This window comes from Acidovorax sp. sif1233, assembly GCF_019218755.1.
In the GTDB taxonomy this organism is placed as follows: domain Bacteria; phylum Pseudomonadota; class Gammaproteobacteria; order Burkholderiales; family Burkholderiaceae_C; genus Acidovorax.
Map to the genome: position 1 here is coordinate 438,300 of NZ_JAHUWZ010000002.1, position 22,757 is coordinate 461,056.

The window sequence follows — 22,757 nt, forward strand, 5'->3', positions numbered from 1 at the left end:
GGGCTAGCGCCGGAGCACCAGCCATCCAAAGGCCGCGAGCGAAAGCACGGAGTAGATCAGCCCGGGCGCGGCCGCCGTGAGCCACGGCGACCAGTTCTGCAGGTTGCCCGCATAGCCAAACACGTTGTTCAGCAGGAAGAAGCTGATGCCGGCCATGACGCCGCCAAACACATAGCCCGCGATGCCGCCCGAGCGGAAGTGCAGGTAGGCAAAAGGCAGGGCCAGCACCACCATCACCAGGCAGCTGAGGGGATAGAACACCTTGCGCCAGAACTCGATCTCGTAGCGCTGGGCGGACTGGCCGTTGGCGTCGAGGTGGCGGATGTACTGGAACAGGTCGATGGTGGCCATGCGGTCGGGTTTGAGCAGCGAGGCGGCCACCATGTCGGCGCTGATGCGGGTGGGCCATTGCAGGGTGGGGGCATCCAGGTGCTCCACGCGCGCTTCGTCGCCGCCGCGCTGCTCGAAGCGGCTGCGCTGCACCTTCTCCAGATTCCACGCGCCGTCCGGCCCAAACTGTCCCGCCGCCGCCCGTGTCTGCGATGCCAGCCGGCCCTTGGCATCGAACTCGAAGATGCGCACGTCCAGCATGCCGCCGTTGGTCGTGAGCGCGCGCACGTTCACCGCATAGGAGTGGTCGTCCTGGCGCTCCTTGAGCCAGGCGCCGGTGGCGCCCGTGGTCAGGCGCCCGAGGTACCGCACCTTGACCAGCTGGGCGGCGCGGTCGGTCAGCGGCGCAATGTAGTCGCCCACGGCGAAGGTCAGAAGCACGAAGAAGCCGCCCAGCGCCACCAGCGTGCGCAAGGCACGCCAGGGGCCCATGCCGCTCGTGCGCATGATGGTGAACTCGGAGCTTTGGGCGAGCCGCGCCATCACGAAGATGGTGCCGATGAGCACCGTGATGGGCAGCAGCTCGTATAGGTGGCTGGGAATGCTCAGCACCACGAACAGGAACGCGTGCGAGAGCTGGTAACCCTCGGCGCCGGTGCGGCCCACCCAGCGCAGTTCGTCCACCAGGTCAAAGAAGAAGAACAGCGCCAGAAACCCGGCGGTGACGAAAGCGACCGCGAACAGGGCTTCGCGGTGGATCAGGCGGCGGATGGTTTTCATGCGGGGCTCCCTGGCGGCGTGGGCTGCCAAAGCCGCCGCAGCGTCCAGTGGTTGTGGCGCGCGGCCAGTACCAGCAGCGACATGAGCAGCATGCCGCCGTGCAGCAGCACCATGAAGCTCACCAGGCCGAGCCGGCCTGCGCCCACCCAGCTTTGCCCCAGCGTCATGAGGTTGTAGTACACGATGAAGGCAAAGAGCGCGAACACCAGGCTGGTGCTGCGCGCGGCGCGCGGGTTGACGCTGGCCACGGCCAGCCCCAGTACCACGAAGTTGAGCGCCGCCAGCGCCAGCCCCAGGCGCCAGCCCAGCTCGGCCCTGTAGGCGGGCAGGGGCTGCATGAGCAGCTCGTGCGTGGCGCGGGTCTTGACGGAGAGCTCTTCGGCCGAGCCCGCGGGCGCGGAGCCAATGCGGGTGCCGTATTCGACGAACTCGCTGATTTTCACGCCGGGTTTGTCGCGTGAGGTCTCCAGCCGCTGGCCCTCGCTCAGCACGGCCATGCGCTCGCCGCCCCGTGTCTCCAGCCGGGCGCTGCGCGCGGAGGTGACGGATTCGCGGGCACCGTCGGTGGCGGCGATGAAGATGTTGTTGCCTGCCTGGGTGTCCGGGCTGTCCTTGTCGATGAAGAACACCCGGCTGCCATTGGAGGATTCCTGGAACTCGCCGGGTGCGATGCGGTCGATGTCGCTGCGCTGTTCATAGCGCGTCTTGAGTTCCTGGATCTGGGAATTGGCCCAGGGCCAGACCAGCAGCGACAGCACGGCGATGATGACCATCACCGGCCAGGCAAAACGCAGCAAGGGCCGCAGCAGGCTGACCAGTCCGCGGCCGCTGGCGAACCAGATGACCATTTCACTGTCTCGGTACATGCGCGACAGCGTCCCGACCACGGCGATGAAGAGGCTCAGGCTCAGGATGGTGGGCAACTGGCCCAGCACCGTGAACCCCATGACCAGCATGACATCGGAAGGGCTCACGCTGCCCCGCGATGCCTGGCCCAGCGTGCGGATGAGCATCATGGTCATGACCACGGTCACCAGCACCACGAGGGTCGCGCCGAAGCTGCGCGCCAGCTCCTTGCGGATGGATGAATCGAATAACATTGGCTAGGAGCGCGCTATGCACTTTTGCGTGCATGTCAAAGTGCATAGCACGCTCAAAAGGAAAACACCGATTATGAACTTTGATCTCAAGACCCTTGACCTTGCTGCGGCAGCTTCGGAAAAATGCGACCTGCTGGTCGTCCTGCTTCCCGAGGGCTTCAAGCCCGGCAAGGATGCGCTGTCTGCCCTGGCGGCGCTGGCGCTCAAGAACGGAGATCTGTCCACCAAGGCAGGCAAGCACCTGCAGCTGTACCAGGTGCCTGCCGTTGCGGCCCGCCGGGTGGTGCTGGTCGGGCAGGGCGACGGCGCGGCCCGCGCCACGCGCCAGGCCCTGCAGGCGTTGGGATCGGCCATCAAGGCGCCGCAGACCAAGCGGGTGGCGCTCTGTTTTGCGGGTGCTGCGCAGCCAGCTGCCGTCAGTGCCGCCGTGCAGGCCGTGGCCGAAGCGAGCTACGTCTATACGACCACCAAGACAAAGGTGGAGGCGCGCAGCCTGAACCGCTGCGTGGTGGGTGTGCACAGCGTCCCCGAGGTGCGCGAGGATTTCGATGCCGGCGTGGCACTGGTCGCCGGGGTCGAGTTCGCGCGGGAATGGGGCAACCGCCCCGCCAACCACGCCACGCCCAGCCTGCTCGCCGATGCGGCCAAGACACTGGCCAAGCTGCCCCGCATCCAGTGCAAGGTCCATGGCCCGGCCGAGGTGGCCCGCCTGGGAATGGGCGCCTTCCTCGCCGTGGCGAGGGGGTCCGAGGAGCCTTTGCGGTTCATCGAGCTGCGCTACAGCGGCGCGGCCAAGGACCAGGTGCCTGTCGTGCTGGTGGGCAAGGGCATCACGTTCGACACGGGGGGCATCTCGATCAAGCCCGCGCCGGAGATGGACGAGATGAAGTTCGACATGTGCGGCGCCGCCAGCGTGCTGGGAACGTTCCGCGCGCTGGGCGAGCTGCAACCCGCCATCAACGTGGTGGGGCTGATCCCCGCCTGCGAGAACATGCCCGACGGCCGTGCTGTCAAGCCCGGCGACGTGGTCACGAGCATGAGCGGCCAGACCATTGAGATCCTCAACACCGACGCCGAAGGCCGGCTGGTGCTCTGTGATGCGCTCACTTATGCGTCCCGCTTCAAGCCCGCCGCCGTGGTGGACATCGCCACGTTGACCGGCGCGTGCGTGATTGCGCTGGGTGGCGTGCGCAGCGGGCTGTTTGCCAACAACGATCCCCTCGCAGCCGCGCTGCAGGAGGCCGGGGAGGCCGCGCAGGACCCCTGCTGGCGCATGCCGCTGGACGACGATTACGCGGATGGCCTCAAAAGCAATTTCGCGGACATGGGGAACGTGGCGGGCCGCGCGGGCGGTTCCATCACCGCGGCCAAGTTCCTGCAGAAATATGTGGGCGACCTGCCCTGGGCCCATCTGGATATCGCGGGGACGGCCTGGAAGGGTGGGGCCGCCAAGGGGGCCACGGGGCGGCCGGTCGGGCTGCTGGTGCATTACCTTCTGGGGCAGGCGGCCAACACCAAGCCCGCCTCCAAGGCCTCTTCGGCCGCGCGCGCGGCCTCCCCCAGGCCGGCGACGGTGAAGGCGCCGCGCGCCAAGCTCGGCTGATCTCGCCATGACCGAGGTCGCGTTTCACTTCAATGCGCCGGACAAGCTGGCCTATGCATGCCGCTTTGCGCGCAAGGTGCAGCGCAGCGGTGCACGGCTGGTGATTGCAGCACCGGCCGAGACGCTGGCGGTGCTGGACCGCATGCTCTGGGTGCTGGCGCCGCAGGATTTTGTGGCCCATTGCCTGGGCGGTGCCGACGAAGAACTGGTCCATGCATCGCCCGTGCTGCTGACGGCCGACGCGCGTTCCGCCGCGCACCACGAGGTGCTGTTGAACCTGCACGCCGAAGTGCCGGAAGGGTTTGGCCGGTTTGATCGCCTGGTCGAGGTGGTGAGCGCGCAGGATGAGGCCGATCGCGGCGAGGCGAGGTCGCGCTGGCGCCACTATGCCTCGCGCGGGTATGAGATCACCCGCCACGACCTGGTGCTGAAAGCCGGCTGATGGCGCTGCCCCCCAAGACGCCTCCGCGCTTTGTCCCCACCCTCACCGAAGTGGTGCGGGCGCCGGATTCCGCCCCATCGCAGGCCGCGGCTGCTGCACCATCGCGCACCACGGTCATGCATCCCTCCATGCTGCCCGAGGCGCGGCCGGCGGCGAACGCCGTGCACCAGGCGGCGCAGCCTTCGGGTTCCTTCGTGTCCGGTGCCCATCGGCCCGCCGTGGTCCCGCCAAGGCCCGCCGCCCCGCCGGGCATCGTGCCCGCGCCGGCCCGCAATGCTCCGGCAGCGGGCACCGTGGCGCCGCCCGTGTCCGTGGGGGCCGTGAGTCCGGTTGCGCTGACCCGACCATTGCCGGAGGGCATGGAGGAATACATGGTGCACAGGGTCATGCAGCGCGTGGACGTTGTGCTGGATCAACGTTTGCGCGAAGCGATCGCCACGGTGGTGCAGGAGCAGACACGATCGGTGCTGCCACGGCTGCGCGAAGAGATTGAATCGGTGGTCCGGCACGCTGTGTACGAGGCGGTGGCGGATGAGCTGGCCAGCGGGACGCCCTCGGTGCCAAAGGGATGACAGGGTATTCCCCTGTGGTTTCTCTCGCTTTTAATCGTGTTCCCTAATGATCTGGCCCGTAAATTGCGATATGTTCGCCTGCGTTGAGACACAAGAATATTCTCAGCGTTTATCTTTACTGGAGATTGATATGCAATTGAAGTTGAAACTGACCGTGGTTGCTGCTATCGCGGCTGCTGCTGGTGTGGCCTCTGCACAAGAGCAGGTGGTCAAGATCGGCCACGTGGCTCCGGTTTCCGGTGCCCAAGCCCACTACGGCAAGGACAACGAAAATGGCGCCCGCATGGCCATTGAAGAGCTGAACGCTCAAGGCGTCACCATCGGCGGCAAGAAGATCAAGTTCGAACTGCAGGCCGAAGACGATGCAGCCGATCCAAAGCAGGGCACGGCCGCTGCACAAAAGCTGTGCGACTCCAAGGTCGCAGGCGTTGTCGGTCACCTCAACTCCGGTACCACCATCCCAGCATCCAAGGTCTACAACGACTGCGGCATTCCGATGGTGACGGGCGCTGCGACCAACCCCAACCTGACCAAGCCAGGCTACAAGACCACCTTCCGCATCATCGCCAACGACAACGCCCTGGGCGCTGGCTTGGCTTTCTACGCGGTCGACACGCTCAAGCTCAAGACCGTTGCCATCATCGACGACCGTACCGCTTACGGCCAAGGCGTGGCAGACGTGTTCAAGAAGACGGCCACGGCCAAGGGCATGAAGGTGGTGGACGAGCAGTTCACGACCGACAAGGCCACCGACTTCATGGCCATCCTGACCGCCATCAAGTCCAAGAACCCTGATGCCGTGTTCTACGGCGGCATGGACCCACAAGCCGGCCCCATGCTGCGCCAGATGGAACAGCTGGGCATGGGCAACGTGAAGTACTTTGGTGGTGATGGCGTCTGCACGTCGGAAATCGCCAAGCTGGCCGCCGGTGCCAAGACCCTGGGCAACGTGATCTGCGCCGAAGGCGGTTCTTCGCTGGCCAAGATGCCTGGCGGCACGGCCTGGAAGGCCAAGTACGACGCCAAGTACCCCAACCAGTTCCAGGTGTACAGCCCCTACACCTATGACGCCACGTTCCTGCTGGTGGACGCCATGAAGCGTGCCAACTCCGTGGACCCCAAGGTGTACGTGAACGAACTGGCCAAGGCCAGCTTCAAGGGTGTGACCTCCACCATCGCTTTCGAACCCAACGGCGAAATGAAGAACCCCGCCATCACCCTGTACGTCTACAAGGACGGCAAGAAGACCCCGCTGTAATTAGTCAGCGCGGTACCGCGCTGCAGGGCCCCTGTGCCCTGCAGGGCTCAAAAAAGGCTTCCCTCGGGAAGCCTTTTTTATTGGGCACCCGCGCCGTCGATGGCGCAAGCGGCCCGGTTGTTGCCCTGCTGGCTAGCGTCTTACCTGAAGCGAGCCTGGATTCACGATATTGGTGGGCGTGCCCTTGATGAAATTCACCACGTTGTCGAATGCCGCGCCAAAGTACAGCTCATAGCTGTCCTGCTCGACATAGCCAATGTGGGGCGTGCAGATGCAATTCTCCAGCCGCAGCAAGGCGTGGCCCTGAAGGATGGGTTCGCTCTCGAACACATCGACCGCCGCCATGCCGGGACGGCCCCGGTTCAACGCTGCGATCAGCGCGTCAGGCTCGATCAATTCGGCCCGCGACGTGTTGACGAGAAGGGAGGTGGGCTTCATGCAAGACAGGTCTTCCAGCGAGACGATGCCGCGCGTTTCATCGTTGAGGCGCAGGTGCAGCGAGATCACGTCACACTGCGAGAAGAACTCCTCGCGCGTGGTCGCGGCCTGGTAGCCGTCCGTCAAGGCCTGGGCGCGGGACGCCTCGCGGCCCCAGATACGCACGTTCATGCCGAAAGCGCGTCCGTAGCCAGCCACGAGCTGTCCGATGCGGCCATATCCCCAAATGCCCAGCGTTTTGCCGCGCAGCACGTTGCCAAGGCCGAAGTTGGCGGGCATGGATGCGGTCTTCAGCCCCGACTGCTGCCAGGCGCCGTGCTTGAGGTTGGCGATGTACTGCGGCAGCCTGCGCATGGCTGCCATCACGAGGGCCCAGGTCAGTTCGGCCGGGGCCACCGGGGACCCTATGCCCTCGGCCACGGCAATGCCCCGCTCCGTGCACGCCGTCACGTCGATGTGACTGCCGATCTTGCCGGTTTGCGCGATCAGTTTGAGGCGGGGAAGCTTTTCCACCAGTTGGCGCGTGATCTGTGTGCGCTCCCGCACCAGAACGATGATGTCGGCATCCTTCAGGCGGACAGAAAGCTGCCCAAGTCCTTTGACGGTATTGGTGTAGACCTTGGCGGTGTACGCGTCGAGCCGGGATGCGCAGTGCAGCTTGCGGACTGCGTCCTGGTAGTCGTCGAGAATCACAATGTTCATCCCGATATTGTGCCTTGGTGGCGCCACCGGCATTCACCGGGCCGCCGTCCTGGGGCATCAAAGTACGGGGCTTTTGGTGACGGAGTGTTGGCGCATCCCGCAAAACGCTGCCGCCCATGGCAGGACGTGGCGGGGCCGTGCCATCGCTCCCCGGCCGTTTTTCTCACGCCCGCAGATCCATCTCTTTCGAGAAGGAACGCCACACGCCAACGAGGACCGTGCCGTTGGCGCCGTTGGCCCGTGATGAAGGAAGTATCTTGGTCTCAAGAGGCCTGCAGGGCTCCCTCGCAGGCCACCATGCGGTCCAGTTCCGCGCACACGTCGGCCATCCTGCCGGCGATCACCAGCCGGCCCGTGCCGGGGGCTGAGATCCTGCGCAAGACCTTGGCGGTCCGGCGGCCCGATCCATCGGTGGGCCGCGGCGCGGCGCAGGCGCTGCGGCTTCCTGCGGGCGGTACCGGCATCGCGGGCGGTGCTCTGCGGGTGCCGGCCTGCCGCCCGGGGCCTTCGGCGGGGGGCGTCTGGGGCGTGTTGACCGTGAAGGGCCAGTTGCCGCGCAGCGGACGTGGGCCAGGGAGACCCTGCGGGCGGTGGATGCTCCTGGAGCCGGCCGTGCCCCGGCCGTCGCTGCGGTCCGTGTCATCATGGTGGGAACGGGGTGGGGGCGAACCTGCCGCAGACGGCACCGCGAGCGCGGCGGTCGAGTGAAACCAGCGCGTCAGCGAGCGCAGCGGCATGGACAAGGTGGAAAAGGTGATCAAGGCAATTCCCATGTGAAAACTCCGAAGGTCGGGGGTTGGACATAGGCAGGATTGCAAATTGAACCCGCACCGCAGGGCTGGCGTGCCGGTTTGCCCGGCACACCAAACGCCCGCCACCTGCAATGCGGTAGTGAATGGACCAGCAGCCGGGACCGGCTACATCAGCATGGTGTTGCGAATGAGGCCTACCGCGAGACCTTCGATTTCGAAAGGTTCGCCAGGCTGTACCACGATGACCGGGTAGTCCGGGTTTTCAGGCAGCAACTCGATGGCCGTGGCGGTGCGCCGCAGGCGCTTGACCGTCACGTCGTCTCCCAGGCGGGCCACGATGATCTGGCCGTTGCGCGCCTCGCGGGTGGACTGCACGGCCAGCAGGTCGCCGTCCATGATGCCGGCATCGCGCATGGACATGCCACGCACCTTGAGCAGGTAGTCGGGCTTGTGCTGGAACAGGCTGTTTTCCACGCTGTAGGTCTGGTCGACGTGTTCCTGCGCGAGAATGGGCGAACCCGCCGCCACCCGCCCCACCAGGGGCAGGACCAGCTGGGAGAGCCCGGGAATGGGCAGGTGGAACTGGCTGCCGCGCGCTGCATTGATGGAGCGCAGCGTGTCGCTGCGCAACCGGATGCCCCGCGATGTGCCGCTCACCAGTTCGATCACGCCCTTGCGTGCGAGGGCCTGCAGATGTTCTTCTGCCGCATTGGCCGACTTGAAGCCCAGTTCAGCCGCGATTTCGGCGCGGGTGGGAGGCGCCCCTGTGCGTGCAATGGCGGTCTGGATGAGGTCCAGGATCTGTTGCTGGCGGGCCGTGAGTTTCGGGTTGTCGAGCATGGTGGTTTCCGGTGGAGGCGGCTACAGTGAAGGACAACTGTTTTTTAATCCAGTAACTGTATTTTTCACCAGTTTTTCGGAGTATGCAAGTGAGTGGGCAAAAAATTGTGGTTTTGGGCACTGGAGGAACCATTGCCGGCACGTCGGCACAGGCGGGTGACAACATCGGGTACACCGCCGCGCAGGTCGGGGTGGAGCAGCTGCTGGCAGCGGTCCCCGGATTGCAGGAGGCGGCCGGTGGCATGCTCGTGGCGGAGCAGGTGGCTCAGATCGACAGCAAGGACATGGATGGCGGGGTGTGGCAGGCCCTGGCGCTGCGCTGCGCCCACCACCTCCAGGATGCTTCCGTGCGCGGGGTGGTCATCACCCACGGCACCGATACGCTGGAGGAGACGGCCTGGTTCCTGAACCAGGTGCTGGATACCCGGCTGAAACCCGTGGTGCTGACCTGCGCCATGCGCCCGGCCACGGCGCTCACGCCCGACGGGCCGCAAAATCTCCTGGATGCCGTGGCGGTCGCGGTGGCTGCGGGTGCCCGCGGCGTGCTCGCAGTGGCCGCTGGCGAGGTCCACGGCGCACAGCAGGTCCAGAAGGTGCATCCGTACCGTGTCCATGCGCTCAGTTCGGGCGAGGCCGGGCCTTTGGGGTGGGTGGAGGAGGGCGCCATTCGCCTTGCGCAGGATTGGCCGATACCGCCCGCCAAGCATGCGTGGGGTGCTCTGCAAAATATAGCAAATGCAGCGGCCTGGCCCCGCGTGGAGGTGATCATGAGCCACGCGGGCGCCACGGGCGCCATGGTGGATGCGCTGGTGCGTGACGGCGTCCAGGGGCTGGTGGTGGCATGCACCGGCAACGGCACCATCCACCACCTTCTGGAAGCCGCATTGCTGCGCGCGCAGGAGGTGGGCGTGCGGGTGGTCCGGTCCACGCGCTGCGCCGAGGGGCGGGTGCTGCCCAAGCCTGGTGACGTGCTGCCTGATTCCGGCGGGCTGCCGCCCCTGAAGGCCCGGATCTCGCTGATGCTGGACCTGATGCGCTGAGCGCGAAGGCTGTCCGGTGTTGTTTGCAGCCCTCAAGACACACGCCTGGGCCTACCCGGCGCTGGAAGTGGTGCACATCGTTGGCATTGCCCTGCTGTTGGGCAACCTGGTGCTGCTGGAGTTGCGCGTGTTTGGCCGGGGGGCGGCGCTGCCCGTCAAGGACCTTGCGCGGCTCAGCCTGTCGCTGGCATTGTGCGGCTTTGGCCTGGCGGCGGCATCGGGCCTGCTGATGTTCGCCACCCAGCCTTCCGAGCTGCTCGCCAGCCGCGCATTCACCTTGAAGATGCTGCTGTTAATGCTTGCGGGCTGCAACGCCGCGTGGTTCCATGGGCGTGGATCGCTGGCGCGCCTGGACGCCCTGGCCCGGGTGCAGATGCTGGCGTCCACGCTGATCTGGCTGGCCGTGGTGGTCTGTGGCCGCTGGATCGCCTATCTGTGACCTGACAAGGAGAGAACCGATGAGTCTGCAACGCCGCCGCCTGCTCCTGGCCACTGCGATGGTTCCGCTCTGGGCGCGCGCCCACCATGGCTGGAGCAGTTTTGATGCCGAGCGCCCCATCTATCTGGAAGGCACGGTGCGCAAGGTGCGCTGGCAAAACCCCCATGCCGAGCTGGAGCTGGAGCTTCCCGCGCAGCTGCGGCTTCCCGCGGACCTGGCGCAGCGCGCGGTGCCCGCCCAGGCCTCGCCCGTGGACGGCAAGGCCTTGCTGGCCAAGGCGGTGCTGCCCACCCGCAAGGACCGCCGCTGGGAGATCGAGCTGGCGCCCCTGACACGCATGCAGGCCTGGCAGGTGCAGGAGATCAAGCCCGGCACGGACCTGTCGGTGGTGGGCTTCACCCTGCGCGATGAGAAGGGCGATGCGGTGCTGCGCGCGGAATACCTTTTCGTGGACGGCAAGGCCTACGGCCTGCGCTCCAGTCCGGCCTGAACAAAACCAGGATGGGTGGCAAGGCCGGGGCCATGAGGGCCTGGCACCGCTGGTGCCACGGCGCGCCTGAAGGGGCCACCGGCACCTCCCAAAAGAAAAGCGACGCCCTGGTGCCCCATGGCGTCGCTGGTCCTGGGGCGTGACCCTCGCGCTCAGCTGGCCAGCGCCTGGAGCGCGCGCGCGGTGATTTCTTCCACGCTGCCTGTGCCGCTGATGGCGCGGTACTTGGGGGCGGCGTCGGGCTCGGCCTGGGCCCAGTTGCTGTAGTAGTCCACCAGGGGGCGCGTCTGGTCGCTGTAGACCTGCAGGCGCTTCTTGACGGTTTCTTCCTTGTCGTCTTCGCGCTGGATCAGTTCCTCGCCCGTCAGGTCATCCTTGCCTTCCACCTTGGGGGGGTTGAACTTGACGTGGTAGGTGCGGCCGCTGGCAGGGTGCGAGCGGCGGCCGCTCATGCGTTCGATGATGGCGTCAAAAGGCACATCGATTTCGAGCACGTAGTCGAGCTTGACGCCCGCCGCCTTCATGGCGTCGGCCTGGGGAATGGTGCGGGGAAAGCCGTCGAACAGGAAGCCGTTGGCGCAGTCCGCCTGCGTGATGCGTTCCTTCACGAGACCGATGATGATGTCGTCGCTGACCAGGGCACCCGAATCCATCACGGCCTTGGCCTGCAGGCCCAAGGGCGTGCCCGCCTTCACCGCCGCCCGCAGCATGTCGCCGGTGGAGATTTGCGGGATGCCGTATTTCTGGCAGATGAACGTGGCTTGCGTGCCCTTTCCGGCGCCAGGCGCGCCCAACAGAATCAGTCTCATGGAAGTCCTCGAAGGTTAGAAATCGGTTGGCGCCGCTGGCGGGGACGTTCGAAGGGCGCCTGAAGCCGTTCTGTGCGCCCGGGATGCGGTGCTCTCGTTGCGGGCGAGGATAGCATGCGACCACCTTGCGCTGACTTACACGCCGTACCGCGCGGCGGCCGGGGTGTCGCGGTGCGGATAGTGCCCTGCACGGTGGCGCGGGCAGGTCCCCGCGCCACGGGGCCGCCGGGGCGTCCGTCAGCGGAAAAGGCTGCGGACCCGCTCCAGATCCTCGGGGGTGTCCACGCCAGGCCCCGGGGCGGTGCTGGCCAGGTGCACCGCGATGCGGTGGCCGTGCCACAGCGCGCGCAGCTGCTCCAGCGCTTCCACGGCTTCGGTGGGGGCTGGCGCCAGCGCCGGAAATTCCCGCAGGAAGCCGGCACGATAGCTGTAGATGCCCACATGCCGCAAAGGCGCGAACCCCGCCAGGGCGACGACGCCGGGTGCGGCCGCCTGGGCGGCGCCTTGCCACCAGGGCGTTGCGGCATGGTCGCGGGCGAAGGGGATGGGCGCCCGGCTGAAGTAGTGCGCCAGGCCCCGCGCGTCCAGCACCACCTTCACCACGTTGGGGTTGGCGTAGTCGGCTTGTGACGCAATGGCGTGCGCGGCCGTGCCCATGCTGGCCTCGGGGCGGGCCGGCAGCAGTTGCGCCACGGCATGGATGAGGCCGGGGTCCATCAGGGGTTCATCCCCCTGCACGTTGACGACGATGTCGGCGCCATCCAGCCCCAGCTGGACGCAGGCCTCTGCCAGCCGGTCGCTGCCGCTGGCATGGTCGGCGCGGGTCAGGATCGCCTCCACGCCGTGGGCCGCGCAGGCCTGCAGGATGCGGCTGTCGTCGGCGGCCACCACGACCCGGGTGGCGGCGCTCTGGGCCGCGCGGCGGGCAACCCGCACCACCATGGGCAGGCCGGCGATATCGGCCAGGGGTTTGTCGGGCAGCCGGCTCGATGCCATGCGGGCCGGGATCAGCACCGTGAAGCGGCTGTCCGGTGCCACGGCGCCGGGGGCGGGCACAGCGCTCACTGCTCCAGTTCCTCGTCGGTGAGCGTGCGGGCTTCGTTTTCGAGCAGCACCGGGATGCCGTCGCGCACCGGGTAGGCCAGCCGCGCGCTGCGGGAGACAAGTTCCTGCGCCTCGCGGTCGTAGGTCAGCGGGCCTTTGGTGACAGGGCAGACCAGCAGTTCAAGCAGTTTGGGATCCATGGTGGCGGTGCTTCCGGGAGGTTCGTTCGGGCAGGCAGCGATGATAGCGGCGGCCAGCCCGCGGGACCGCCGGTGCGCGCTAAAGACCACCCGGTGCCGGCAGGCGCGCATCCAGGGCCGCGAAAAAGGCTGGATCCATGTGCAGTTGCAGGGGCACGGCCAGTGCGTCCGGGTGGCGGGGCCACAGCTTGACGGCATCTTTTTCAGTGCAGATCAGTGTGTAGCGGTTGTCTGGTGAGCGGTTCCAGCTATCAAAATCATAGTGATCCGGCAGGGCCTGCGCGTGCGCCAGTTGCAACGCCTGGGCCTGCAGCATCGCAAAGAAGTCCCCGGGGCGTGCGACGGCCGCCACCGCGTGCAAAGGCTGCCCCCGCAGGCTGGACAAGGGCACGCGGGTGCCGTCCGAGCGCACGGCCCAGGGGGCCAGGCGCCGTTGCAGCGCATAGGCCTCGAAGTCTCCCCGGGGCGGTACGCCACCCGCATGGAGCACCAGGTCCACCGGCCGCGGCCAGGGCTCGCGCAGCGGGCCCGCAGGCAGCAGGAAGCCGTTGCCGACGCCCTGGTCGTTGAAGATGCAAACCTCCACATCGCGCGCCAGGGCCAGGTGCTGCAGCCCGTCGTCGCAGACGATCACGTCGGTGTGCGGGTGCGCCGCCAGCAGGGCGCGGGCTGCGGCGATGCGGCGCGGCGCGACGAAAACCGGCACCCCGCAGCTGCGCGCGATCAGCGCGGGCTCATCGCCCACCTCGCGGGCGGGGCTGTCGGGCGCCACCGCCCGGCAATCGGTGGTGCTGCGGCCATAGCCGCGCGAGATCACCCCGGGGCGCAGGCCGCGAGCCTGCAGATGTTTCACCACGGCGATGACCACGGGCGTCTTTCCGGCGCCTCCGGCGATCACATTGCCCACCACGACGACGGGACGGCCCGGGTGTTCGGCCTTGAGCACGCCAGCGCGGTAAAGCCCCCGGCGCAGGGCCACCAGCGCCAGGTACAGCAGGGAGACAGGCCACAGCGCCCAGGCGGCCGGGCCGCGTGCCTGCCAGATCTTCTGCAGCCCGGAGGCCGGGGAAGGGGCGCCGCCGCGCGCCGCGGACCGGGGGGGCGGCTGCGGCCCGGGGCCAGCCATGCCGTGTCAGCGGCCGGTGCTGCGCGCCGCGGCCGACGACTGCGTGGCAAACGTGATCTGCGTGAGGCCCACGCGGCGCGCCGCCTCCATCACCGAGACCACGGACTGGTGCGGGGACATGGCGTCGGCGCTGATGATCACGACACTGTCGCGCCCGGCGGTGGCGGCGCCGCGCAGGGCCTGCGCGATGGCGTCCACGCTCTTGCCGTCCACGCCGTTCTTGTTGACGGCATAGCGGCCGTCGGCGGCCACCGAGACGATCACTTCCTTGGGGTGGTCGCGCTGCTGCTCGGCGTCGGCCACCGGCAGGGTGAGCTGCAGCTCCGTGAACTTGCTGTAGGTGGTGGTCAGCATCAGGAAGATGAGGATCACCAGCAGCACGTCGATGAACGGGATCAGGTTGATCTCCGGCTCTTCCTTGGCGCGGGGGCGAAAATTCATGTCGACGATCCAATGGGCGGTACGCGTTGCCCGCGAAGTTTGGAAACCGGCGGCGTCAACGCAGGCGGGCGTGGCGCAAGGGTCGCCCCGCCGCACGGGCGGCGTACCCCTGCCCGCGGTGCATGGCGCTGCGAGAAGCAGGGAAGGGCGCGGCCGCGCCTCAGGGGGGAGTTCACTTCTTCCTCAGGCGCAGGATGTGGCGGACGAACTGCTCGGAAGCCAGCTCCAGCGTGAGCAGATAGGCATCGACGCGGGCGCGGAAGTAGCGCCAGAAGATCAGCGCCGGGATCGCCACGATCAGGCCGAAGGCCGTGTTGTACAGCGCCACCGAGATGCCATGCGCCAGCTGCGCGGGGTTGCCGCCGCCCATGGCCTGGCCCACGCCGCCGCTGCCGGCCTGCGAGCCGAAGATCTCGATCATGCCGATCACGGTCCCCAGCAGGCCCAGCAGGGGCGCGGCCGATGCGATGGTGGCCAGCGCCGCGAGGTACTTCTCCAGCCGGTGGGCCACGGCCCGGCCGGCGCCTTCCATGGCCGAGCGCAGGTCGGTCTCGCTGCACTGGGGGTTGCTGTTGAGGGTGCGCAGGCCGCTGGCGAGCACCTCGCCCAGGGCGGAGTTCTGCGCGAGCTGGTTCACCACGTCGGGGGTGGGCACGGCCTTGGAGGACACCGTGATGGCTTCATCGAGCAATTTCGGAGGAGCGACGCGGGCCGTCTTGAGGGCCACGAACCGTTCGAAAATCAGCGCCATTCCCAGGATGGAACACGCAATCAGGGGCCAGATCGGCCAGCCTGCGGCTTGTATGATGGACAGCAAATCTCTCTCCGCGCAGATGAAAGCAATCGGCGATTATGGCCCAGCTTCCTGCCGCCTCCGCGTCACAAACAGTTACCTTGCCGGGTGGCCACCGCATCGGCGGTGTCACCCACAAAAACTGTGGATAACTTTGTGGGAAACCCGGTTCGTGCGCCGCGCAAAGTGGCGTCCCGCCGTGCTTGCAACAGATTGATGAAAAATTGCGCAGTGAAAAAATCATATAAATCAATGACTTGCACGTGCAATCGTGTTTTGCGGCCAGTTTTGCCGGGCGCGCTGCCGTCCTGGGTCGCTCGGGCGGTTCTGTGGAGTACTCGCCCCTGGAGCGCGCCGCGAAAGCCCGCCGTATCTCATGTTTGAGCGCCCGGGCCTCGCGGCGGCGCCGCGCGTATGGGAAGTTGGCGCGCTATGCCGCGCCATTGCTGATGCGCTGGAGGCGCGGTTCAATCCTGTCGCGGTGCGCGGGGAGATCACGGGCTTCTCGCGCGCTTCCAGCGGTCATTGCTACTTCTCGGTCAAGGACGCGAATGGCCAGTTGCGCTGTGCCATGTTTCGCCGCGCGGCCAGCCTGCTTGACTTTTCTCCACGCGATGGCGAATTGGTGGAAGTGCGCGGCCGCCTTGGCGTGTACGAGGCGCGTGGCGACCTGCAGTTCATCGTGGAAAGCATGCAGCGGGCGGGGCAGGGTGCGCTGTTCGAGCAGTTCCTGCGCCTGAAGGCCCAGCTGGAGGCCGAAGGCCTTTTCAGCGGCGACCGCAAGCGTCCGCTGCCGCTGCAGCCGCGCGGCATCGGCCTGGTCACCTCCACGGGGGCGGCGGCCCTGCACGACGTCGTCACCGCCTTGCGCCGGCGCGTGCCGCACATCCCGGTGGTGCTGGTGCCCGCGCAGGTGCAAGGGGGCGCCGCACCGGCGTCGCTGGTGGCGGCGCTATCAAAACTGTATCTGCTGGCGCAGACTGGACAAGCGCCAGGGGCTGATCTGACCCGCAACCCGCCGATCGACGTCATCCTGCTGGTGCGGGGCGGGGGTTCCATCGAGGACCTCTGGGCCTTCAACGACGAGCAACTGGCCCGCACCATCGTGCGTAGCCCCGTGCCGCTGGTCAGCGGCGTGGGGCATGAAACGGACTTCACCATCGCCGACTTCTGCGCCGACCTGCGCGCGCCCACACCCACCGCGGCCGCCGAGCTGGTGGCCCAGCCCCGCGACGTGTGGCTGGGCGCCCTGGGCCTGCTGGGCGGGCGCATCGCCGACGCGGTGCAGCGCCAGCTCGATGCACGCCACCAGCGGCTGGACCAAGCGGCGGCGCGGCTGGGCCGCCCGTCCGGCCTGGTGGCGCGCCAGCAGATGCAACTGGCGCGTCTGGCCCAGCGCATGCGGCATGGAGTGCTCCTGAAATTGCAGCGCCTGGCGCAGACGCAGGAAGCGCTGGAGGCCGATTTGCCCAACAAGCTGCTGCGCTGCGCCGCGCGGCAGTCGGACCGCCTGGACCGCGCGGCCCTGCGGCTGGAGTTGCTGGATCCGCGCCTGGTGCTGCAGCGCGGGTACGCGCTGCTGACCGATACCGGAGGCCAGGCCGTGACCAGCGCGCGGCAGGCGCACCCCGGCGATGCCTTGCGCGCCACGCTGGCCGACGGCGTGGTGGATGTGACGGTGTCCCAGCCGCGCCTGCTCTGACGGGGGTGCCTGTAGGACAGTGGCGGGTTGTGGCGCTTCGGCACCGATCCGTGTGGCCTCACGCTGCACAGGTCACCTGATCTTCCTACAATGCCCCCTTTGTGCTGTGTCCGACTGCATTGCTCAGGAAAGATCGCGGTGCAGATGGCATCCCAGAATTTCAAACCACGAGGAAACCACCATGGAACATACCCTTCCCCCGCTGCCTTACGCCATCGACGCCCTGGCGCCGCACTACAGCCAGGAAACCCTGGAGTACCACCACGGCAAGCACCACAACGCCTATGTGGTGAACCTCAACAACCTGCAAAAGGGCACTGAATTCGAATCCATGACGCTCGAAGAGATCGTCAAGAAGTCCAGCGGCGGCATCTACAACAACGCCGCCCAGATCTGGAACCACACCTTCTTCTGGAACTGCATGGCACCCCAGGGTGGCGGTGAACCCTCCGGCGCGCTGGCTGCGGCCATCAACGCCAAGTGGGGCAGCTACGCCGCCTTCAAGGAAGCCTTCGTCAAGAGCGCCGTGGGCAACTTCGGCTCGGGCTGGACCTGGCTGGTGAAGAAGGCCGACGGCAGCGTGGACATCGTGAACACCGGCGCCGCCGGCACGCCGCTGACCACGGCCGACAAGGCGCTGCTGACGGTGGACGTGTGGGAACACGCGTACTACATCGACTACCGCAACATGCGCCCCAAGTTCGTCGAGACCTTCCTCTCCAGCCTGGTGAACTGGACGTTCGCGGAAGCCAACTTCGCCTGACGGATTGCTTGCGCGGTGCCGTGGCAGCCACCTGCCGCGGACAAGAAAAAACGGCCCTGCGGGGCCGTTTTTCTTTTGCAGTCCCCCCGGCCCGGGGGGCGGACCTAGGGGCGGCGAAACAGCGCGCCCGAGAGCTTGGCCCCTGCCTTGATGCCCTTCTGGGCAAACCAGCCCAGGTTCATTTCCAGCACATAGCGCACGGGCTTGGCAGAGCAGTGGGAGTCCAGTGTCTGCGGCTTCATGTCCGCCAGGTTCACGATGGTGCCGTCATCCTCCACGAAAGCCGCGGTGAGGGGCAGCAGGGTGTTTTTCATCCAGAAGCACTGCTGTGCCGGCTGCTCGAACACGAACAGCATGCCTTCGTGCTGCGGCATCTCCTTGCGGTGCATGAGGCCGGTCTGGCGTTCCTGGGGTGCAAGGGCGACCTGGGCGTCGATGCGGTGCATGCCCGCCGTCAGTTCGACGCGCCGCAGATTCAGCTGCGGTCCTTCCTGGGCGGCAACCCCGCCCGCATGCAGCAGGGCGGTGGCGGCCACCAGGGCTGCGGCGGCCAGGGCGGCGCGGCGCGCGAAGGACATCACGCGGGCGGTGCGGGCCTGCGGGGCGCGGGCCGGGTGAAGATCGGTCATGGGCAGGGCTTTCATGAAGGCAACACGGACGATGGCAATGAACGGGCAGCGGAAAAATCACGCTGCGGACGATGGCAGATTAGCGCAAACATGCAGGCATGGCGGCACAACGGGGCATTGCACGGCCCCCATCAACAAAAACGCCCGCGGCAGCGGGCGATCTTGAAGCGGCGGGCCCTGGCCCCGCGCGGGCCTGGCGCCCGGCGTTTCAGGCCACCTTCTTGGTGGTTTTCTTCTTGGCGACCTTCTTGGTGCTGTGCGTCTTCTTCTTGGCCGTGGTGGCGGCCTTGTGGGTCTTGGCTACCGGTGCGGGAGCCGCGGCGGGCGCAGCCATGGGGGCTGCGGGAGCAGCAGGGGCGGGAGCGGTTGCTGGCGCTTGCTGTGCGAAAGCACCCGCAGCAAACAGACCAGCCACCAGTACAGCGAGGAGTTTTTTCATATGTGCCGTTTCCAGTGTGAACAAGGGTTGAGGGCCATGCGAAACCCCGCATGGCTCCACCCCCAACGATAGCAGCGGCAGCCGCGTTGACAGGGTCTTGGCCATAAATATTTGTCATTAGAATTGACCGGCTTCAGAGCGCTTTGCCCAATTCGCTGAATCCTGTTTCAGCCACCCCAGGAGACACCCGCCCATGACCAGCTACCAGCACATCAAGGTGCCCGCCGAAGGCCAGAAAATCACCGTCAACGCCGACATGTCGCTGAACGTGCCGGACCAGCCCATCATCCCTTTCATCGAAGGCGACGGCACGGGCCTGGACATCACGCCGGTGATGATCAAGGTGGTGGATGCCGCGGTGGCCAAGGCCTATGGCGGCAAGAAGAAGATCCACTGGATGGAGGTCTATGCCGGCGAGAAATCCACCAAGGTGTATGGCCCCGACGTGTGGCTGCCCGAAGAGACCCTGCAGGTGCTGCGCGAGTATGTGGTTTCCATCAAGGGCCCGCTGACCACGCCCGTGGGGGGCGGCATCCGCTCGCTGAACGTGGCGCTGCGCCAGGAGCTGGACCTGTACGTCTGCCTGCGCCCCGTGCAGTATTTCAAGGGCGTGCCTTCGCCCCTCAAGGAGCCCGAGAAGACCAACATGGTGATCTTCCGCGAGAACTCGGAGGACATCTATGCCGGCATCGAGTTCGAGGCCGAGTCCGACAAGGCCAAGAAACTCATCAAGTTCCTGCAGGATGAGATGGGCGTGAAGAAAATCCGTTTCCCCAACACCTCGGGCATCGGCGTCAAGCCCGTGTCGCGCGAGGGCACCGAGCGCCTGGTGCGCAAGGCCATCCAGTACGCCATCGACAACGACAAGCCCAGCGTGACCATCGTGCACAAGGGCAACATCATGAAGTACACCGAAGGCGGATTCCGTGACTGGGCCTATGCCCTGGCGCAAAAGGAGTTCGGCGCGCAGCTGATCGATGGCGGCCCGTGGTGCAAGTTCAAGAACCCCAAGTCGGGCAAGGACATCACCATCAAGGACAGCATCGCCGATGCCTTCCTGCAGCAGATCCTGCTGCGCCCCGCCGAATACTCGGTGGTGGCCACGCTCAACCTCAACGGCGACTACATCTCGGACGCGCTGGCGGCCCAGGTCGGTGGCATCGGGATCGCGCCCGGGGCCAACATGTCCGATTCGGTGGCCTGCTTCGAGGCCACGCACGGCACGGCGCCCAAGTACGCCGGCAAGGACTACGTGAACCCGGGCTCCGAGATCCTCTCGGCCGAGATGATGCTGCGCCACATGGGCTGGATCGACGCTGCCAACCTGATCATCCGCTCGCTGGAAAAGTCGATCGCCTCCAAGAAGGTGACCTACGATTTCGCGCGCCTGATGGATGGCGCCACGCAGGTGAGCTGTTCCGGTTTTGGCCAGGTGATGATCGACGCGATGGACTGACCGCCGCCGGCGCGCCGCGCGGCACGGATGGAGCCCCTGATCTCCGTGAGGATTTCAGGGGTTTTTGTTTTTCGGCCTCCCACGGCGGATGGCGAAGATGGGTCGGGGTATGGCGCATCGCGGCTTGGGCCGCGCGGTCCCGGGGCGGCCCGCGCCCAGGCGGCCGGGGCGGGTGATCCGCGGGGCAGTTGAGTGTTGGCTATTTGGAGATTTCCCGCCTAAGATGGGATCAGCCATTGGCGAGGGCAATGAGGGCGAAGGCCGCTGCCGTCTGTGCGCGTTGGGCGCGCTGCGCAGGGAGATGGCCTCACACAGGGAGGGCTGCATGGCATCTGATTTTTCCGCCGCATACTGGGAGCAAAACCCCGATGCGCTGCTGGTGCTGTCGCCCGAGGGCATGGTGCTCAACTGGAACCCCGCCGCCGAAGCGATCTTTGGCTACGCGCTGGCCGAGGTGCAGGGCCGGTCCCTGATGGATCTGATCGTTCCCGAGGGACGGGCCCATGAGGAAGACGAGATCCGCGCCGAGGCATTGCGCGGCGTGACGGCGGTGCACGAGTCGGTGCGCCGCCGCAAGGACGGCTCGCTCGTGCACGTGAATGTCTCCACCAAGGCGGTGCGCGATGACGGCGGGCAGCTGCTGTACTTCCTGTCCAGCAAGAAGGATGTCACCCAGCTCAAGGTCCAGCGCGAGGCCAAGTTGCTGGAGGCACGGTTTCGCGACCTGCTCGAATCCACGCCGGATGCCATCGTGATGGTCAATGTGACCGGCCGCATCGTGCTGGTGAATTCGCAGGCCGAGCGCGTGTTCGGCTACGAGCGGGCCGAGCTGCTGGGGCAGGCGGTGGAAGTGCTTCTGCCCCACCGCTACCGGGGCGCGCACCTGGGGCACCGCAGCGGCTTCTTCGGGGCACCACGCACGCGCACCATGGGAGCGGGCCTGGAGCTGTATGGCCTGCGCAAGGGGGGCACCGAGTTTCCGGTGGAGATCAGCCTGAGCCCGATCCACACCGAGGAAGGCGAGATGGTGATGAGCGCCATCCGCGACATCACCGACCGCAAGCGGGCCGACCAGAAGTTCAAGGACCTGCTCGAAGCCGCGCCCGACGCCATGGTCATCGTCGACCGGGATGGCAGCATCGTGCTGGTCAATTCCCAGGCCGTGAAGCTGTTCGGCTGGAGCCGCACCGAGTTGCTGGGCCAGAAGATCGAATTGCTCGTGCCCGAACGTTTCAATGCCCGGCATCCCGAGCACCGCCACCGCTTCTTCGTCGAGCCACGCACCCGCTCCATGGGGGCGGGCCTTGATCTGTACGGACTGCGCAAGGACGGCTCCGAGTTCCCGGTCGAGATCAGCCTGAGCCCGCTGCAGACGGAGGAAGGCCTTTTCGTCTCGAGCGCGATCCGCGACGTGACCGAGCGCAAGCGGATCGAGCGGGTCTTGCGCGACAAGAACCTGGAGCTTGAAAATGCGGCCTTGGTCAAAGACCGCTTCCTGGCCAGCATGTCCCACGAACTGCGAACCCCGCTCAACGCCATCATCGGTTTCACGGGCACATTGCTGATGAAGCTGCCGGGCCCGCTCAATCCCGAGCAGGACAAGCAATTGCGCATCGTGCAGACGGGGGCGCGGCACCTTCTTTCCCTCATCAATGACCTGCTGGATGTGGCCAAGCTCAGCGCCAACAAGGTGTCGCTCAACATCGAGGCGCTCGACTGCCGGAGCATCGTCGCGGAAGTCGCGGCCACGCTGGAGCAGGAGGCCGGGCGCAAGGGGCTGGCGTTCAGCGTGCGCGCGCCCGCCCAGGCCGTCACCCTGCACACCGACCGCCGGGCGTTCAGCCAGATACTCATCAATCTGGTGGGCAATGCCATCAAGTTCACGCCGGAGGGGGCCGTGGAGGTGGTGCTGGAAGAGACGCTGTCGCCGCAAGGCCGCACCGTGCAGGTCCGGGTGCGGGACACGGGGCCCGGGATCGCGCCGCAGGAGCAGTCCCGGCTGTTCGAGGCGTTCTCGCGCGTGGAGACCGCCGACCGGCGCCACCACGAAGGCACGGGCCTGGGCCTGCACCTGAGCCGCAAGCTGGCCGAGGCGCTGGGCGGCAGCGTCGGCTTTGAAAGCACCGAAGGGCAGGGCAGCACGTTCACCGTGGAATTCCAGGAGACCAGCGCATGAAAGCCACCATCCTCGTCATCGAGGACGATGACGCGAGCCGGGAACTCGTCACCTACCTGCTGGAGGCCGCGGGCCACCGCGTGCTGGCCGCCGAGAATGGCGCGCTGGGCATGGGGCTCGCGCTGGCGGAATCTCCCGACCTGATCCTGTGCGACCTGCAGATGCCCGTCATGAACGGCTACGAGGTGGCGCAGAGCCTGCGCTCCCACCACGCGTGGCGCGTGGTGCCGCTGGTGGCCGTCACGGCGTTCTCCATGCCGGGCGACCGCGAGAAGGCGCTCGACGTGGGTTTCGACGAGCACCTTTCCAAGCCCATCACGCCCGAGACCTTCGTGAAGCAGGTCGAGGCATTTCTGGGCTCCTCGTTTCACGCGCCGCCTGCGGCGGCCTGAA

Annotated in this window: 26 protein-coding genes; 12 read left to right on the plus strand and 14 right to left on the minus strand. The window is 66.8% G+C overall.

The window, feature by feature from the left end; all coding sequences use genetic code 11:
- Nucleotides 1–3: 3 nt before the first annotated feature.
- Together lptG and lptF are read right to left on the minus strand one after the other, a co-directional pair.
- Nucleotides 4–1,110 carry an LPS export ABC transporter permease LptG gene (gene lptG / locus KW843_RS09445; protein ID WP_218294877.1) on the minus strand — a complete coding sequence of 369 codons (1,107 nt, stop codon included), beginning with the start codon at nt 1,108–1,110 and terminating at the stop codon, nt 4–6.
- Nucleotides 1,107–2,210, minus strand: a complete 1,104-nt coding sequence (gene lptF / locus KW843_RS09450; RefSeq protein ID WP_218294878.1) for an LPS export ABC transporter permease LptF — start codon at nt 2,208–2,210, stop codon at nt 1,107–1,109. The genes lptG and lptF overlap by 4 nt, the downstream gene beginning before the upstream one ends.
- Nucleotides 2,211–2,283: 73 nt before the next feature.
- Here lptF and KW843_RS09455 point away from each other — a divergent pair, with 73 nt between their 5' ends.
- The 4 genes from KW843_RS09455 (at nt 2,284) to KW843_RS09470 (ending at nt 6,085) form a co-directional block, all read left to right on the plus strand.
- Entirely contained in the window at nt 2,284–3,813 is a 1,530-nt protein-coding gene (locus KW843_RS09455; RefSeq protein WP_218294879.1) for a leucyl aminopeptidase, read from the plus strand.
- 7 nt (nt 3,814–3,820) lie between these two features.
- The gene (locus KW843_RS09460) at nt 3,821–4,255 is read left to right on the plus strand and encodes a DNA polymerase III subunit chi (RefSeq protein WP_218294880.1); all 435 of its coding nucleotides are present in this window, start codon (nt 3,821–3,823) and stop codon (nt 4,253–4,255) included.
- Entirely contained in the window at nt 4,255–4,827 is a 573-nt protein-coding gene (locus KW843_RS09465) for a hypothetical protein (protein WP_218294881.1), read from the plus strand. The genes KW843_RS09460 and KW843_RS09465 overlap by 1 nt, the downstream gene beginning before the upstream one ends.
- A gap of 130 nt (nt 4,828–4,957) precedes the next feature.
- Nucleotides 4,958–6,085, plus strand: coding sequence for a branched-chain amino acid ABC transporter substrate-binding protein (locus KW843_RS09470; RefSeq protein WP_218294882.1), 1,128 nt, complete (start codon nt 4,958–4,960; stop codon nt 6,083–6,085).
- A gap of 132 nt (nt 6,086–6,217) precedes the next feature.
- On the opposite strand, the gene KW843_RS09475 is transcribed toward KW843_RS09470, so the two are convergent.
- The 3 genes from KW843_RS09475 to lexA form a co-directional block, all read right to left on the minus strand.
- A complete protein-coding gene (locus tag KW843_RS09475; RefSeq protein ID WP_218294883.1) occupies nt 6,218–7,225 on the minus strand; it encodes a D-2-hydroxyacid dehydrogenase family protein in 1,008 nt (335 codons plus the stop codon).
- Between the two features lie 263 nt (nt 7,226–7,488).
- Nucleotides 7,489–7,986: a hypothetical protein gene (locus KW843_RS09480; RefSeq protein ID WP_218294884.1), complete on the minus strand. Its 498-nt coding sequence runs from the start codon at nt 7,984–7,986 to the stop codon at nt 7,489–7,491.
- A gap of 156 nt (nt 7,987–8,142) precedes the next feature.
- The gene (lexA, locus tag KW843_RS09485; protein ID WP_218294885.1) at nt 8,143–8,817 is read right to left on the minus strand and encodes a transcriptional repressor LexA; all 675 of its coding nucleotides are present in this window, start codon (nt 8,815–8,817) and stop codon (nt 8,143–8,145) included.
- Nucleotides 8,818–8,900: 83 nt separating this feature from the next.
- On the opposite strand from lexA, the gene KW843_RS09490 reads away from it, so the two are divergent.
- Genes KW843_RS09490 through KW843_RS09500 form a run of 3 tightly spaced genes read left to right on the plus strand, consistent with a single transcriptional unit; the run spans nt 8,901 to nt 10,786 of the window.
- Entirely contained in the window at nt 8,901–9,857 is a 957-nt protein-coding gene (locus tag KW843_RS09490; protein WP_218294886.1) for an asparaginase, read from the plus strand.
- Between the two features lie 19 nt (nt 9,858–9,876).
- The gene (locus tag KW843_RS09495; protein ID WP_218295306.1) at nt 9,877–10,296 is read left to right on the plus strand and encodes a hypothetical protein; all 420 of its coding nucleotides are present in this window, start codon (nt 9,877–9,879) and stop codon (nt 10,294–10,296) included.
- 19 nt (nt 10,297–10,315) lie between these two features.
- On the plus strand, nt 10,316–10,786 hold the full coding sequence (locus tag KW843_RS09500) for a DUF6152 family protein (protein WP_218294887.1): 471 nt from the start codon (nt 10,316–10,318) through the stop codon (nt 10,784–10,786).
- 152 nt (nt 10,787–10,938) lie between these two features.
- Here KW843_RS09500 and adk read toward each other — a convergent pair whose 3' ends face one another.
- The 7 genes from adk to KW843_RS09535 form a co-directional block, all read right to left on the minus strand.
- Entirely contained in the window at nt 10,939–11,595 is a 657-nt protein-coding gene (gene adk / locus KW843_RS09505; protein WP_218294888.1) for an adenylate kinase, read from the minus strand.
- A 237-nt stretch (nt 11,596–11,832) separates the two neighbouring features.
- Nucleotides 11,833–12,660, minus strand: a complete 828-nt coding sequence (gene kdsB / locus KW843_RS09510) for a 3-deoxy-manno-octulosonate cytidylyltransferase (RefSeq protein WP_370628472.1) — start codon at nt 12,658–12,660, stop codon at nt 11,833–11,835.
- Complete coding sequence (locus tag KW843_RS09515) at nt 12,657–12,839, minus strand: Trm112 family protein (RefSeq protein ID WP_056062396.1); 183 nt, start codon at nt 12,837–12,839, stop codon at nt 12,657–12,659. The genes kdsB and KW843_RS09515 overlap by 4 nt, the downstream gene beginning before the upstream one ends.
- Nucleotides 12,840–12,918: 79 nt before the next feature.
- Nucleotides 12,919–13,965: a tetraacyldisaccharide 4'-kinase gene (gene lpxK, locus KW843_RS09520; RefSeq protein WP_218294889.1), complete on the minus strand. Its 1,047-nt coding sequence runs from the start codon at nt 13,963–13,965 to the stop codon at nt 12,919–12,921.
- A gap of 6 nt (nt 13,966–13,971) precedes the next feature.
- The gene (locus KW843_RS09525) at nt 13,972–14,406 is read right to left on the minus strand and encodes a biopolymer transporter ExbD (protein ID WP_218294890.1); all 435 of its coding nucleotides are present in this window, start codon (nt 14,404–14,406) and stop codon (nt 13,972–13,974) included.
- 172 nt (nt 14,407–14,578) lie between these two features.
- On the minus strand, nt 14,579–15,223 hold the full coding sequence (locus KW843_RS09530) for a MotA/TolQ/ExbB proton channel family protein (protein WP_218294891.1): 645 nt from the start codon (nt 15,221–15,223) through the stop codon (nt 14,579–14,581).
- 62 nt (nt 15,224–15,285) lie between these two features.
- On the minus strand, nt 15,286–15,462 hold the full coding sequence (locus KW843_RS09535) for a hypothetical protein (protein ID WP_218294892.1): 177 nt from the start codon (nt 15,460–15,462) through the stop codon (nt 15,286–15,288).
- 113 nt (nt 15,463–15,575) lie between these two features.
- On the opposite strand from KW843_RS09535, the gene xseA reads away from it, so the two are divergent.
- Complete coding sequence (xseA, locus tag KW843_RS09540) at nt 15,576–16,901, plus strand: exodeoxyribonuclease VII large subunit (protein WP_218294893.1); 1,326 nt, start codon at nt 15,576–15,578, stop codon at nt 16,899–16,901.
- Nucleotides 16,902–17,082: 181 nt separating this feature from the next.
- Complete coding sequence (locus KW843_RS09545) at nt 17,083–17,664, plus strand: superoxide dismutase (RefSeq protein WP_218294894.1); 582 nt, start codon at nt 17,083–17,085, stop codon at nt 17,662–17,664.
- A 104-nt stretch (nt 17,665–17,768) separates the two neighbouring features.
- On the opposite strand, the gene KW843_RS09550 is transcribed toward KW843_RS09545, so the two are convergent.
- Both KW843_RS09550 and KW843_RS09555 read right to left on the minus strand, forming a co-directional pair.
- Nucleotides 17,769–18,293: a DUF192 domain-containing protein gene (locus KW843_RS09550; protein ID WP_218294895.1), complete on the minus strand. Its 525-nt coding sequence runs from the start codon at nt 18,291–18,293 to the stop codon at nt 17,769–17,771.
- A gap of 208 nt (nt 18,294–18,501) precedes the next feature.
- Complete coding sequence (locus KW843_RS09555) at nt 18,502–18,732, minus strand: hypothetical protein (protein WP_218294896.1); 231 nt, start codon at nt 18,730–18,732, stop codon at nt 18,502–18,504.
- Between the two features lie 193 nt (nt 18,733–18,925).
- Here KW843_RS09555 and icd point away from each other — a divergent pair, with 193 nt between their 5' ends.
- The 3 genes from icd to KW843_RS09570 all read left to right on the plus strand — a co-directional run bounded on the left by icd (nt 18,926) and on the right by KW843_RS09570 (nt 22,756).
- On the plus strand, nt 18,926–20,188 hold the full coding sequence (gene icd, locus KW843_RS09560; protein WP_218294897.1) for an NADP-dependent isocitrate dehydrogenase: 1,263 nt from the start codon (nt 18,926–18,928) through the stop codon (nt 20,186–20,188).
- Nucleotides 20,189–20,513: 325 nt separating this feature from the next.
- A complete protein-coding gene (locus KW843_RS09565) occupies nt 20,514–22,364 on the plus strand; it encodes a PAS domain S-box protein (RefSeq protein ID WP_218294898.1) in 1,851 nt (616 codons plus the stop codon).
- On the plus strand, nt 22,361–22,756 hold the full coding sequence (locus KW843_RS09570; RefSeq protein ID WP_218294899.1) for a response regulator: 396 nt from the start codon (nt 22,361–22,363) through the stop codon (nt 22,754–22,756). The genes KW843_RS09565 and KW843_RS09570 overlap by 4 nt, the downstream gene beginning before the upstream one ends.
- Nucleotide 22,757: the final 1 nt, after the last annotated feature.